This is a genomic window from Oceanobacter sp. 3_MG-2023, assembly GCF_030688925.1.
Taxonomy (GTDB): Bacteria; Pseudomonadota; Gammaproteobacteria; order Pseudomonadales; family Oceanobacteraceae; genus Oceanobacter.
Window position 1 is genome coordinate 1 of sequence record NZ_JAUYVX010000019.1, and the last position, 14219, is coordinate 14219.

Here is a 14219-nt window from a genome sequence, read left to right on the forward strand (position 1 = left end):
CCCCCCCCCCCCCCCCCCCCCCCCCCCCCCCCCCCCTCTCCCTTAGTATGTGCACAAGCCCCACCATCACCCTGAGCGAGTCGCAGCCCCAGAGCCAGAGCCAGAGCCAGAGCCAGAGCCAGAGCCAGAGCCAGAGATTATTACGACAGCTGCTCCTGCTGCCGCTCCTGCGGCTGTCTCCGCAGCACGAGCAGCGTTACCGCCAGCTCCGGTCTCCGTTGCCGATCTGTTGGTCGAAGTTGATGACGATCTGATCGATGATGAAATCATCGAAATCTTCCTGGAAGAAGCGGAAGAAGTCACCGAGACACTGAAAGAATACTGGCCTCGCTACAAACAGGATATTGCCGACGCCGAGTCATTGACGACGGTCAGGCGAGCGTTCCATACCCTGAAGGGCAGTGGTCGTATGGTTCAGGCTCTGATTATCGGAGAGCTGGCCTGGTCGATTGAAAATATGTTCAATCGGGTGATCGACAAGACCATTTCAACCAGCGACAACCTGATTGATGTGGTTGAACACACCATGAGTGTCTTGCCGGCGTTGATTGACGATTTCCGTCAACGTGGTGGTCCGAGTGTCGATACCCAGCCATTGATGGATTACGCCCACGCGCTGGCTGCAGGACTGACGGTACCTGATCTGGCAGAAGTGCTGGGAAGTGGGCCAGCAGCTGCCACGGCAGAGGCTTCTGTCACTGAACAAGCAGATACGGAACAAACGGCTACTGCAGTTACTGCAGCAGACAGCGATGTTGATGACAGTCATGAAACTGATGACGACAGTGCTTTACTGGAAGTATTCGTCCAGGAAGCGAACGGTCATCTGGAAACCGTCAATGACTTTGTTGAAACATCTCGCCGGAGTTATTTTGATAACCCGCTAGGTGATCAGGTACAGCGAGCCCTGCATACCCTCAAAGGTAGCGCACATATGGCAGGCATCAGCAGTATTGCTTGTCTGGCTGCCCCACTCGAACGCTTGCTCAAGGAATTACGGGCCTATCAGGTCAGTAACAGCGAACAGCTGGTTGAACTGATAGACGATGGCGCGGTATTTATTGCCTCGGCACTGCAGAATAAAACAGACCTGTATCGAAACCTGACGGATGCGGAACAAGCGTATCTGCAGCGAATAGAACAGGTTGAGCAGTCGTTGCTGGCAACCTTGTTGCAGAATGACAACACGGTCATCAAGACACCCAACCCCCAGGCTATTTCACAATTCCTGGCGAATGGTATGGACTCGTTGCTGGAAGCCGATTTACTGCTGCGGCAGTGGCAGAAAAGTGGTGACTTCAGTGTTCTGGATGCCCTGTGCCGCGATCTGGTTGAAGTCGCCGATGGCGCTGAACAGGCGGAACAACCGCGTATCCATGAACTGGCTACCAGCTTGCACGGCTTTTACTTGCAGGCCAGTCAGTCTGGGGAAAAAACCCAGGCTGCAGAACAAAATAACTGGGCTGAACTGGCAATGGAAGGCCAGGAGCAATTACTGAACATGATGGACTGCCTGGCCGCAGGGCAAGCGCTTGAGCGGCCAGCCATTCTGGATCGTATTCTGGGTATTACCCATCTGCTGAAAGCCTGGGCAGAGGATGCCGATGCCAAGGCAAAGGTTGACGAAAGCCCTTTTGGAGAAGCGCCGGGAGACATTCCCGCTGACGATGATATGGCCGTTGCACCGGTAACGGATACCATCCAGGCGACCACCGACCTTGCTGCCGGCGCAGATGATGTTGATCAGTTAAGTGACCACTCCGTTGGATCTGCATGGCATCAGCCCACCCCGGAAACCGATACGGGTGAACCTGTTGCGACGCTGGCCGACGCTATTAACACTCCGTTCTCCAGTGCCGGGAACGCTGCCCCGACGACACTGGATATTGAACCGGTAGTAACGGGTTCTGATGATCACCGTGATTTTGAAGACGAGCCGTCTTTTGAGTTGGCCGGTGATCAATCCAGTATTGAAACGGCTCAGGTATCTGCGCCAGAGGCCACTCAAACTGTCTCTGAGGCAGAGTTGCCGCTCCTGTCGGACGAACCTTTTATTCCTCGTCAGCTGGACGATTCTGATGGGGCCGACGCTGATTTTAGCGACCTGGGACATACCATCGAGCTGGATTTCTCTGCCAGTGATGATCGTGAGCTCCCAGATACACCGGCCACGATCGAGTACAGCCCGCTCTCTGACGTCGAAGATACAACAACTCCAGATTCGCATGATCAGACAACGGCATGGCAGACGTCTGACTCCGTGCATCAGAATACTGAAGTGTCGCCGGAAACTGGTTTGGAAGGTACAGACGTTCCGCTGGTGCATGAGTCTGACACAGCAGAACCATTACTACCGGTCATTGACGATCGCTTGCTTGATTTGCCTGGTACGCTGGAAGTAGAAGAATCCGCTGTTGATTTTCAGGACGCTATTCCGGTTATCGATGACAGCATGGTTGAGCTGTCAGAAACGCTGGAAGTAGAAGAGTCCACTGTCGATTTCCAGGATGCTATCCCGGTTATCGATGACAGCATGGTTGAGCTGTCAGAAACGCTGGAAGTAGAAGAGTCCGCTGTCGATTTCCAGGATGCTATCCCGGTTATCGATGACAGCATGGTTGAGCTGTCAGAAACGCTGGAAGTGGAAGAGTCCGCTATCGATTATCAGGATGCTATCCCGGTTATCGATGACAGTATGACTGGCTTGCCGGATACGCTGGAAGTAGAAGAATCCGCTATCGATTTCCAGGACGTTATCCCGGTTATCGATGACAGCATGATCGAGTTGTCAGATACGCTGGAAGTTACAGAGTCTGATACAGATTTACAGAACGGTTTGCTGTCGTTGTCCGACACACTTGAGATCGAAGAATCTCAAGACTGGGTTCCTGTCGTTGATGACAGCATGATTGAACTGTTGGATTCCCTCGAAGTGGCGGAAACCGACCCACAGGACGATCTGGTTCCGCTCATCTCTGATGATACCGTCGAACAGATTGATACGCCTGAAGCGACCGATGACCAGGAAACGCTGGCATTGACCGTTGAGGCTATTGAAGTACCCACCATTGCGTCCAGCGAAGCGGTTATCAGTACGCCATCGGCGGAGGCTTTTGCGTCACAGACTCCAGATGCTGAAGACTCTCAGGCGACTGATTCACCGCTGACCATTGACGCGGTTGAAAGTCAGCAAACCGTGCAATCGACACCAGAACCGATCGTCGATGAAGCGCCGCCAGTAATGGAGGTGGATGATGGTACGGATGAAATTCTTGAAATCTTCCTCGAAGAAGCAGAAGAAATTATTGAATCTGTCGACCAGATTCTGAGTGAATGGCGGGCCAACCCTGAGAACCTGGTCAATGTTGCTCACTTGCAACGTGATCTGCATACTCTGAAAGGGGGCGCCCGTATGGCCGAACAGGCCGACGTGGCGGCACTGTGTCATGACCTCGAAACTCTGTACGAACGTATCAACAATGGCCGGTTGGGAGTAGAACCCGGACTGTTTACCTTGCTGCAAGCAGCCCATGATGACCTGGGCGGTCAGCTGGACAGCATCCGTTACGGCCAGACTCCCCGCTCGGCAGATAGTATCCTGAGCTCGTTAAAAGCCTATATGCAGGGCGAAGTGGTACAGAATCCGGATGCAGATAGCGCGGATGAGCCTGATATGGCCAGTGATACGAATGTCGCTGCCAAACCGGATCAGAACGTTGAGCATAAGGTAACGCCCGTCGCGGCAGACCAGGTGCTGTCGGAATCACTGGATGAAACCGACCGGGAAATTCTGGAAATCTTTCTGGATGAAGCGGCGGAACTGTACGAAGCACTGGATCAGGCGCTGCAGGAATGGGAAAAAACGCCCACTAATATGGAGCCTGCCAACGAGGCCCAGCGTGTCTTGCATACCTTTAAAGGCGGTGCACGTCTTGCCGGTCTGGTGACTCTGGGCGATCAGGCTCACGCATTTGAAAGTCGTATCTTGCAAGTGCAGCAAGGTTACTTGCAGGCCGACCCTGAATTTTTCAAATCGGCTTATCAGGAACAGGACGCACTGGCTCGTCAGATTGAACAGATCGGTACCATGCTGGCGTCGGGTGAGATGCTCTTGCTCGGTGATGACAGTCTTGAAACTGTGCCGCGAAATACGCCGTCAAATCAGGCGGATTCGACCGACACCGGACTGGATGAGACAACAGAAGCCAGACAGCCTTCTGACTCTTCTGTTAAGGGGCAGGAAACACCTCCAGCCGCTACCGTATCAGAGCCGGCAGTAGTCGCGCCTGTAACACCAGAGGCAGCAACAGAGTCAGCAGCACCGCAGGATACATCGGTAGCCAGTAATGTGGTGCCATTGCGTACGACCCAAGGCACGCCAGTAGCGGCAGCCTCGGTACCAGCCTCCGTCGCGGAAGCTGCCCAACAGGTGGCTGCACGTAAAGCGCCACAAGAGCTGGTCAAGGTATCGGCCGATTTGCTGGATGACCTGGTTAACCTGGCGGGTGAAACCTCGATTGGTCGTGGACGACTGGAACAGCAGGTCACGGATTTCTCCTACACGCTGGAAGAAATGGAAGGCACGCTGGATCGCTTGCGCGACCAGTTACGCCGTCTGGATATCGAGACTGAAGCCCAGGTACTGTTCCGTCAGGAACGCCATGGCCCGGAATATGAAGATTTTGATCCTCTGGAGATGGACCGCTACTCCACCATTCAGCAATTATCCCGTGGTCTGGTTGAATCGGCGTCGGATTTGCTGGATCTCAAGGACACGCTGTCAAACAAAACCCGTGATGCAGAAACCCTGTTGCTGCAACAAAGCCGGGTAAACACCGAATTGCAAGAAGGCTTGATGAAAACGCGGATGGTGCCTTTCCAGCGCCTGGTACCGCGTTTGCGCCGGATTGTGCGGCAGGTCAGTCTGGAGCTCGATAAACAAGTCGAGTTCCAGGTTCTGAACGCTGAAGGTGAGCTTGACCGATCCTTGCTGGAGCGGATGATTTCGCCGTTGGAGCACATGGTACGTAATGCCGTTGACCATGGTATTGAATCCATTGCCGAACGCCGTGCCGCGGGCAAGCCGGATGTTGGTTCGATTGACCTGGAAGTCAGCCGGGAAGGCAGCGACGTTGTTCTGACCTTGCGGGATGACGGTAAAGGTATCAACCGGGATGCGGTGCGTGCCAAGGCCATTGAACGAGGGCTGCTAACAGAAGATGCCCGTATTACTGATCATGACCTGCTGCAATTTATCCTGCAGGCCGGATTCTCCACCGCCGCCAACGTTACCCAGATCTCCGGTCGTGGGGTTGGCCTGGATGTGGTGAGCACCGAAATCAAGCAGATGGGCGGTACGGTTGAAATTCTCTCGGAACAGGGTGCCGGCACTCGTTTTGTGGTGCGCCTGCCATTTACCGTATCGGTTAACCGGGCATTGATGGTGCAGATTGGCGATGATTTGTACGCCATTCCCCTGAATAATATTCAAGGTATTGTCCGGGCCTCCTCGAATGAGCTGCAAGGCTACTATCAGATGCCACCCAACGAGCGCCAGTATCAGTATTCCGGGCAGGACTATCGCCTGGAGTATCTGGGGGTTATGCTCGAAAATGGTTCTCAGCCCAAAGTAACGAATCAGACCCTGCCATTGCCGATTCTGCTGATCAAGGGGACAGTACCTTATGCCCTGCAAGTGGATTCACTGCTGGGCAGTCGTGAAATCGTGGTTAAGGCCCTTGGGCCTCAGTTTGCCTCAGTGATGGGTGTCTCCGGGGGTACTATCCTGGGGGATGGTAGCGTGGTGATCATTCTCGATCTGCCTGCCATGATCCGTAGTCAGACCTCTCTGGAATACCAGCAAGCACGATTGCTGGATGCCCAAATGGCTGAACAGCGCCACGAACAGGTGGCCAAAGTGTCTCGGGTTCTGGTGGTGGATGACTCGGTAACTGTACGTAAGGTAACTACTCGCTTGCTGGAACGTCATGGCCTGGAAGTGTATACCGCCAGTGACGGTGTGGACGCCATGGCAACCCTGCAGGATCACAAACCAGACCTGATGCTGCTGGATATCGAAATGCCGCGCATGGATGGTTTTGAGGTTGCTTCGCTGGTACGCCACGATCAACGTCTGAAAGATATTCCTATTGTGATGATTACTTCTCGTACTGGTGACAAGCACCGGGATCGGGCGATGGCCATTGGTGTAAATGAATATCTGGGCAAGCCGTTCCAGGAAGAGTCGCTGATGTCAACCATCAATCGACTGCTGGGGCGTGAGGGTCGCTAGGTGATCTTGCCTCGGGTTGGCATTATTGCTGATGACCGCCTGCAACAACACATGTTGCAGGCTGCCATGGCGCATTTTGGCTTTGAAGTAGTCATCAGTGCCGATCCATCGCGGATGGAATTGATTCAGGGACGAGAGCTGGCGCTGGATGCCTGGCTGGTCGATATCAACCGTGACAACGATGACGAATTGTCCGACTGGCTGGATGAGCTGATGCACGGCCCGGTGCCGGTTCTGGTGGGTATTGAGAAAGCCCCGGCTCGTGGTTGCGACAGCTTGCCACGCTGGCAAAAACGGCTGTATCAAAAACTAAAAGGTATTGTCCCGGTTTCTTGCCAACCACTGGTGGATGAAAGTGTCGCCAGCCTGGAGCGCATCGCGACACCGGTAGAGCGGCAGCCGAGCCGTATCCTGTTGCCAAAAATCTTTAGCACATCGGTATTAACCGGCCAGACTGCCAAGGAAGTATGGGTTTTGGGTGCCTCTCTGGGTGGCCCGGAAGCGGTCAAACAATTTCTTGATGCCTTGCCTGCCGGTCTGCCGGTTGCCTTCGTCTATGCCCAACACATCGACAGTCGTTTTGAAGCAACGCTGACAACCACCATTGGCCGTCATTCAGCCTTGTCATTACGCCTGTTTGGCGATCGGCAACAGCTGAAAAATGGTGATGTCCTGGTCGCTCCTGTTACGGATGAATTTGGTTTTGATGGCCAGGGTCAGTTAGTATCGACCCGGCATGACTGGTCTGGCCCGTACGGCCCATCCATTGATCAAGTGATAGTGAACGTACACCGGTATTTTCAGACCCGAATGGGCGTTATCCTGTTCAGCGGCATGGGCAACGATGGTTCTGAAGCGTTGGTATCCTTACCTGAAAGAGAACTGCCGGTCTGGATACAAACCCCGGCCACCTGTGCCAATGCTTCTATGCCTGAAAGTGCGCTTGGTACCGGCCGGGTTTCATTTCACGGCACCCCGTTCCAGCTGGCTAATCAGCTGGTGAATAGACTCAAGAATCACTGGATGAATACCCATGAGCCAGACACCTGCCAATATTGAACAGCCCGGTCAGGTCGATTGCCTGATGATTCCACTGAACGACCGGCAGCTATTGCTCCCGAACGTTACCGTGGCTGAAATCATTCCTTTCTCTCAACTGATGACAACCAACTCCAGAGTCGACTGGATCATTGGCAGCATTCAGTGGCGAGGTATTGGCATACCGGTGATTTGTTACGAACTGCTTAACGGCACGCCGGCCCCACGGCCAAGTCCGGATGCCCGTTTTGCCATTATTAACGGCGTGGGCCAATATTCCGAAATGCCTTTCTTTGGCATCCTGGTGCAGGGTATTCCCAAACTGACCCGAGTCCTGGAACAGGATATCCAGCAAGTGGATGCTGTGATGGGAATGGGCTCATTGGACCAGATGGCAGTAAGCGTTGAAGGCGAATCTGCATTTATTCCGGATCTTGAACAGATCGAGACGCAGCTTCTGGGTTTGCTGTGATTCTGCTCCGCTGTTTGCCACCACAGACAAGATAACCATGACTCGAATTCTGGCTGCCAGAATGTCTGCATTCGGTTTTTTCCAGTACACCCTTGTGTTATTGGAGAGATCCAGTGTATGGAATCAAACATCGGTGAATCGTTTTTAGAGCTACGATAGATCTGGATTTTCAGGGATTACTGTTTCAGATATAATTGCTATGGAACTTTCTCACTCGAACCATTCTTCTGATCTGAATGTGTTCCCCCCGAAAAGAGCTGGAATACATACAAATATGCTTAAACTTTCCATGAACCTGCTTATCAAAAATGAAGTTGATATTATCGAGGATAATATCAGATTTCATTCAAATCAGGGGGTTGATTGCTTTGTTGTGATGGATAATGGCTCAACGGATGGAACCAGAGAGGTTGTTGCCGAATTATCAAAAAAACATGAAATATTGGTGATAGATAGACCAGAACTGGATTATCAGCAGAGTAATTGGAAAACAGAAATGGCTGCAAAATCCCGGCGTATACTGGGTGCAGACTGGAGTATTGCCAATGACGCTGATGAATTTTGGCTGTCTGATAGTGGGGATTTGAAGAGTAATCTGGGTAAATGGGGATCAATTGTAAAGTGTAGTCGATCCAATATGATACCGGACGATACGTTTTTCTCAGGAGATTCTGACTATCTGGACTTTCCATATCGAGTGAAATCACCAATATTAAACAAAGGCCAGGATATTATTAATAATGATAGTTTTTCTGTTTTTTTGGGTAATATTAATGGAAAAGTGATGGTTAACAATCATGGATTGTTAAGGGTTAAGGGCGGAAACCACAGAGCCTGGCACTTATGGGGCTTTATAAATCAGACCATTGATCCATCGATTACCGTCTATCACTATCCTATACGGAACAGGGAGTGCTTTGTTAAAAGTATAGAAAACAGAGCACGTCTGCTCAATAGCGGTGTGACAAAGATGGGGGATCATTATCGTCGCTGGGTCAGGATGCTTGATCATGGTTTGCTTGATGAAGAGCTGGAGCGACTCGCATTAAAAAAAGAAACGGCTACAGTGCTTGAGAACTTTGGAATAATAGAAAAAGAACCAGAAGTTGGAAGGAAAATCCGGGAAGTTATGAACTCCAGAAATTAAAAGTGCTTATAAAAATGAAGATGGGGTTTTATGGCTTGAAAAGTACAAAATAAATTATTTTGGTGGCTGATGAATCAAATTATTTGTGTGAAATGGGGAGATAAATATCCGTCAAGTTATGTTAATCGACTGTATGATATGATCGAAAAAAACATGGTAGCTGATTTTGTATTATATTGCCTTACTGATGATGCGCGGGATATTTACCCAAAGATCAAACCCTTGCCCTTGGTTAATACGGAAATTTCTGGTTGGTGGCACAAGTTAAGTCTTTTTCAGAAGGATTTTCATCAGCTGGAAGGAGAATTATTATATATGGATTTGGATGTTGTCATCGTTGGTGGTTTGGATGACTTTTTTTCTTATAAACCCGGCAGCTTTTTGATCGCCGAAGACTTGCAAACACGAGGATATAATAGTTCTGTATTTCGTTTTAATATTGGTTCTCAGCCTCAGGTATGGGATGAATTTTTAGAAAACTCAGCCCAGGTAATGAATGATTATTATGGTGATCAAAACTGGATTACCGAAAAAGTAGGTGATGCTGGGTTATGGCCTGAACAGTGGGTGGTTTCATTCAAGAAACAATGCCGGGCACGCATCAAAAACAGCTATGGAATTATCGGTAAGTGGTTAAGGAAAATCGGAGTGATGACAGTAACCGGAGAGGCAATCATACCGGAAGGTGCGAGAGTGATCCAATTTCATGGCAAGCCAGATCCTGACGATGTGATGGATGGACCTTACGATATATACCGTAAGGCACCATGGATAAAAGAATATAGAGGTTAAAAACGTTGGTAGTGACAAAATAATAATAAATTGATTCTGTGCGGAATTTATTTTAATTGAATAGATAAGTCATATATTGGTCTTGATTTTTGAAAGCTAATGAAGAAAACCTGCTTGTGAGATGGCTAGCCTTATATTAATTGGAAGAAATGTCATATCTGGTAAGATTGATATGAAGGTTGTGCCAAACCGTATGGTTTTTTTGATAGACTGCTTCAATATCAATCAATCAATGATGAAAATGACTCAAATTATTGTTGCGGTACCAACCTATAATCGTGCTGAATTATTGAATAGAGTACTGAAATCCGTTACAAATCAATCCTTTCAGGATTGGCAAATTCTGTTCGTTGATGATGCCAGCTCAGATCATACTCCTGCCACCATTGCTGAGTTTCAATCCTGTTACCCAGGTAAGATCCATTATCGATGTATGGAAAAAAACAGTGGTGTTAACGCTGTGCGCAACCGGATAGTGGAAGAAGTCCTGACGATAAATAAAGAGGCCTTCGTTGTCTGGATCGATGATGATGATTATCTTGCCGAAGAATGTCTTGAAAAAATAGCGACCGCAATCAAGAAAAATCCAGGATACAACTGGTATTCATTGGACTGTCAATTTGAGAATGGAAAACCTATTTCGAAAATCAGCCGCTATGGTGAAATGAATTACCTGAATGATTATATGTTCGGGAAACGTATGCGTGGTGATATGACTCATGTTGTCAAAGCTGATGCGATTGGAAATTCCCGCTTTACGACTCAGTTCCGGAATGCTGAAGTATGGTATTTCTGGTGTCAACTGGCTGAAAAAATGCCTCTTTTTGCTGTTAATGAAGTGGGTTCTATTAAGGAGTTTCTACCGGATGGCATTACTCAAAGTGGTTTTAATCGCGATAAGGCAATACAGGTTCTACAGTTAAAAATTGATACGCTGAAAAATATGGTCGATGAGACAAAACTGGTACATCAATATGTCTCACTGGCAAAACTGCTGCTAGCCAAAGGGAAGAAGACACAAGCCAGGAAATATTTGCTGCAGGCCTGGCGATTGAAGCCAGGATACGTCCGGCAGTATCGTTATTGGCTCAAGATCCTGTTTTCATCTTGAGCTTCAGGGGACATCCATTTAATCCTGCACGGCTCTGCGCGAGTGTTGCCGTTGTTCAGTGCAAGGCGACGAATGCAGCGAAATGACGAGTCCTTTTCAAATTTCCCCCTTTAAGCTTGTTTCATTTTAACGTCAATTTTCTTGAATAAATGAACAAGTGCCTGCTGCTGCTGATTATCCTGCTGCAGTGAACAAACGACCAGTTCAGGCCTTAGCCATTTGGCAATCAATAATGTTGATGATACATCTCCCCATATTTCACACTGGTTTGGCAGGTGTGGCAGCATGGCTTCAAAGCTGATTCCGGCCGGAAGCAAGGTAACGCCTTCCGCTTGTAGATGCAGTACATCCGGGCCGCTGTTGCGTGGATGATACTTTGCCGCGACCTGTTTTCCATCCCGTATCATCTGCTGCAGAATTGCCATGATCCGCTGTTTATAGGCGGGGTCTTTTTCAAAGAGCGATTCGTGGGGCAGGGTGAATAAAACATCCAATGGCTGCAGCTGTCGCGGGTCAAATCCATGTTGTTCCATCAATTGAGAAGACAAGGCCAACAGAGGTGGTGCGGTAAAGCCACTGGCGCTTAATTGTACAATGTGTTTGTTTTTCAACAGTGGGTGGATATGTTCTGGAAAGGCGGCATGAACATATTGGATCCAGCCGGAACCGCCCACCGTTGGCGGATTTTTCCACCAGAAGCCATAGCTGAGTTTTTTGGCCAGGTTATCCAGCACTTTGTCACCAAAGCCGGAGGATGCTTTCCTGCCCATGTAGGTGAATGTTCCCTCATCCATATAGTGACCAACCGGTTTGCAGCCAAGGCTATCGGCTATATGCATGCTGTACTGGAATTCGATACGCCGGTCGTTACCAACAAACAGATTGGCTGGTCGTAATCTGTTGATAAGCGCTTCGAGTTTGGTAAACAGCAATTTGCGTTTTTTGAGCTTATTTCCCAGGCCTTTGAAGCGGCCATAAAAGAGCTGGACGCTGGTAAAAGGTGACTGTGGCCAGTCTTGCACCAGTGTATACAAAGGAAATTCCCGCTCTTCTGGTTGATCAATAAAGACGAGATGCGCCTGCTCGTCAGTGCGCTCTGCGGCGATCACTGCCGCAGCGTATAAATGCAAGATTGTAGAAGCAAAATAGACAGTATTAGTCATTGTTCTGAGCCAGCAGGCAAACGTGGGATGGCAGTTTACCTGCTGGTCTGGTTTCTACCAAACCGGGAGTTTGCCTGTTTGTGCTGTTGTTAATCATCTGGTTTCTGAACTCGATGGTATGGGGACGTGAGAGCCAGTTATTGCCGATATCGAATGATGCTACATAAGTAAAAACCACTTATTGAGAAAGTTCGACAATACGTTGATTCATGGCGGCAATATGATCAGGTTCGGCCTGTTTCCAGGAGCCTTTGACCAAATACTCGTTGTAAAGATAGCCCAGGTAGCGCCTACCCTCTGTTGAGGGTTGCCAGAGGTCCGGGTTCGACAGAATATGATTCAGCTCTGCTTGGCTTGTTGCTGACTGGCAAAGTTCAGGTAAGTTGTAGAAAGCCTGACCTGCAACGGCAACCGGTTTCTCAAGCAACATGGCTTCAAGACCAACACTGCTGTTGATCGTGATGACCAGCTCCGCTTGTTCAATCAGCTTCTGGGTGTTGTGACTGTTGGCGAAGTGGATACGTGAATGCCGAGTATGCAAGTCAGCATAATGCTTGGGACAGGAGGGATGTTCCTTGATCACAATCTGAACGTCATCAGGCAAATGCTCAACTCCCAGCTCCAAAGCGCGATAAAAGTCGCGCATATTGGCAAGCCAGGGAGAAAAGCACAAAATTTGCCGGTCGGCATCCACTTGAAAGGGTACAAAAATATAACGTTTGGGCAGAGGAGTATCTGCGCTGGGTGCATCTTGTGATGGCTTATGCCGATTGCTGTGACGAGGCACCAGGCTTGCTGGTAGCGGGCGGTCAGTGCTTGTTACCAAAGGCAGAGCGTCCAGCTGCCGGGGCAAGCTGTTGATAAAGTTGACCCCTTTCGGATCAATGGTGGTGGTTGCGGGCAAGGGACCATTTTCCATGAGCAGGGTTTTTATCCCCTGGGCTCTGGCGGCCAGAATAAATAGCCGTTGGTGCCACATCAGCCCTCCCCAGGTAACCACGACATCCGGTTGCCGCCGCCGCAGTCCATTATAATAGGCCCGGTAAAGAAAACGGCTGAATAGGCCCAGCCATAACTGGTTGATCCACCGGGTATGTGCTGGCAAATGGTAGTCGTTGGTGTCCTGACATTTTTCTTTAAGTTTCAGGAGAACGACGTCATCCAATTCCGAGTGGTTGCGAAATAGCGGCCAAGGATTACGTAACCACCAGTGCCTATGGCGTACAAGAGTCGCCTGATATTGCTGACTCTGGTTTGCCTGCTTACTCAGTTTGCGAAAGTAGTTTTGATGATGATGGCGAACAGAGAAAAAAAGCACATTCATACAGGACTCAAGGCGACTTTGGGCATCTAAACCCAGTGGCGAGCTATGCTACTTGAGGCTTCTGAGGATTGCAATTTGGCGGTTGTTCTAGGTATTTGTAGGATTAAATTCATGTAGCACTAATCAAAGATAATGCATCGGTAAACTGCTGCTTTTCTCTTAGCTGCTCTACCTTCCTTGTCAGACTACGCCAGGATTTATCGACAGCATGGCTGATCAGGCTTGGAATACGTATGGTCAGTGGGTTGTGGTTGGGGCTACTGACGCCATCAATCAGAATAAAGTCAACTTGCTCACCTCGGCGACGGCAAGCAATATTGTTCGGGCTGACATCACGGGTACAGATACCATTGTCTTGGAGGTAATGCCGCAACAGCTCCAGTTTCCGATCGATTTCATCAGGAGTCATAAGATCTTGCTGAATAACCTGGGTCAGCGTCAGGGATACCTGGCCTTGATCGTCATGAATCATGGGAAACAGCGCACCAGTGCCGAGGGACGTTTCGACATCACCCATATAGGTGGCAATGTAGCGCAGATCGGCCCCTTTCTTTAACAAGTACAGAAAGTAGCTTTTTTCTCGGCGGGTCTGCTTTTCGTTATGAAGCGGCAACTTGATGCAAAAGTCCGGATCATACGGGTGGCGATAGCAAATGCGATCGCGACCAACACCAATAATGTACGCAGGAGAGAGCTGTATTTTCATGGTTGCTATAAATTGTCATATTTGTAGGGTATGGACATTATCAACATAGCGAGTGTTGGAAAATCCATTTTGAATGAATAGATTGTTGCTTGAATGGACTTAATTTTCATATTTATTCACTAACAGTCTCAAATTTGATCCTTTCTGTGTCAGGCTTTCACTTCTTGACACATG

General features: G+C 49.4%; 9 protein-coding genes. 6 read left to right on the forward strand and 3 right to left on the reverse strand.

What is annotated here, in order from left to right; translation table 11 throughout:
• The first annotated feature begins 49 nt into the window (after positions 1-49).
• The 6 genes from Q8W32_RS15440 (at position 50) to Q8W32_RS15465 (ending at position 10852) form a co-directional block, all read left to right on the forward strand.
• Entirely contained in the window at positions 50-6292 is a 6243-nt protein-coding gene (locus Q8W32_RS15440) for an Hpt domain-containing protein (RefSeq protein WP_305415561.1), read from the forward strand.
• A complete protein-coding gene (locus tag Q8W32_RS15445; protein ID WP_305415562.1) occupies positions 6293-7351 on the forward strand; it encodes a chemotaxis protein CheB in 1059 nt (352 codons plus the stop codon).
• Entirely contained in the window at positions 7326-7802 is a 477-nt protein-coding gene (locus tag Q8W32_RS15450) for a chemotaxis protein CheW (protein WP_303434431.1), read from the forward strand. Before Q8W32_RS15445 ends, Q8W32_RS15450 begins: the two co-directional genes overlap by 26 nt.
• 274 nt (positions 7803-8076) lie before the next feature.
• Positions 8077-8949 carry a glycosyltransferase family 2 protein gene (locus tag Q8W32_RS15455; protein WP_305415563.1) on the forward strand — a complete coding sequence of 291 codons (873 nt, stop codon included), beginning with the start codon at positions 8077-8079 and terminating at the stop codon, positions 8947-8949.
• Between the two features lie 69 nt (positions 8950-9018).
• Positions 9019-9741 (forward strand): hypothetical protein, encoded by a 723-nt coding sequence (locus tag Q8W32_RS15460; protein WP_305415564.1) that lies wholly within the window; start codon positions 9019-9021, stop codon positions 9739-9741.
• A gap of 172 nt (positions 9742-9913) precedes the next feature.
• On the forward strand, positions 9914-10852 hold the full coding sequence (locus Q8W32_RS15465; RefSeq protein WP_305415565.1) for a glycosyltransferase family 2 protein: 939 nt from the start codon (positions 9914-9916) through the stop codon (positions 10850-10852).
• A gap of 110 nt (positions 10853-10962) precedes the next feature.
• On the opposite strand, the gene Q8W32_RS15470 is transcribed toward Q8W32_RS15465, so the two are convergent.
• The 3 genes from Q8W32_RS15470 to Q8W32_RS15480 all read right to left on the reverse strand — a co-directional run bounded on the left by Q8W32_RS15470 (position 10963) and on the right by Q8W32_RS15480 (position 14045).
• On the reverse strand, positions 10963-12015 hold the full coding sequence (locus Q8W32_RS15470; protein ID WP_305415566.1) for a polysialyltransferase family glycosyltransferase: 1053 nt from the start codon (positions 12013-12015) through the stop codon (positions 10963-10965).
• Positions 12016-12193: 178 nt separating this feature from the next.
• Positions 12194-13339: a hypothetical protein gene (locus Q8W32_RS15475; protein WP_305415567.1), complete on the reverse strand. Its 1146-nt coding sequence runs from the start codon at positions 13337-13339 to the stop codon at positions 12194-12196.
• 109 nt (positions 13340-13448) lie between these two features.
• Entirely contained in the window at positions 13449-14045 is a 597-nt protein-coding gene (locus tag Q8W32_RS15480; RefSeq protein ID WP_303434437.1) for a YrbL family protein, read from the reverse strand.
• Positions 14046-14219: the final 174 nt, after the last annotated feature.

Bases quoted from the DNA above. Each gene is read 5' to 3' on its own strand.
- Q8W32_RS15460 (WP_305415564.1), top strand. From the start codon at position 9,019: ATGAATCAAATTATTTGTGTGAAATGGGGAGATAAATATCCGTCAAGT.
- Q8W32_RS15470 (WP_305415566.1), bottom strand. From the start codon at position 12,015: ATGACTAATACTGTCTATTTTGCTTCTACAATCTTGCATTTATACGCT.
- Q8W32_RS15475 (WP_305415567.1), bottom strand. From the start codon at position 13,339: ATGAATGTGCTTTTTTTCTCTGTTCGCCATCATCATCAAAACTACTTT.
- Q8W32_RS15450 (WP_303434431.1), top strand. From the start codon at position 7,326: ATGAGCCAGACACCTGCCAATATTGAACAGCCCGGTCAGGTCGATTGC.
- Q8W32_RS15455 (WP_305415563.1), top strand. From the start codon at position 8,077: ATGCTTAAACTTTCCATGAACCTGCTTATCAAAAATGAAGTTGATATT.
- Q8W32_RS15465 (WP_305415565.1), top strand. From the start codon at position 9,914: ATGAAGGTTGTGCCAAACCGTATGGTTTTTTTGATAGACTGCTTCAAT.
- Q8W32_RS15480 (WP_303434437.1), bottom strand. From the start codon at position 14,045: ATGAAAATACAGCTCTCTCCTGCGTACATTATTGGTGTTGGTCGCGAT.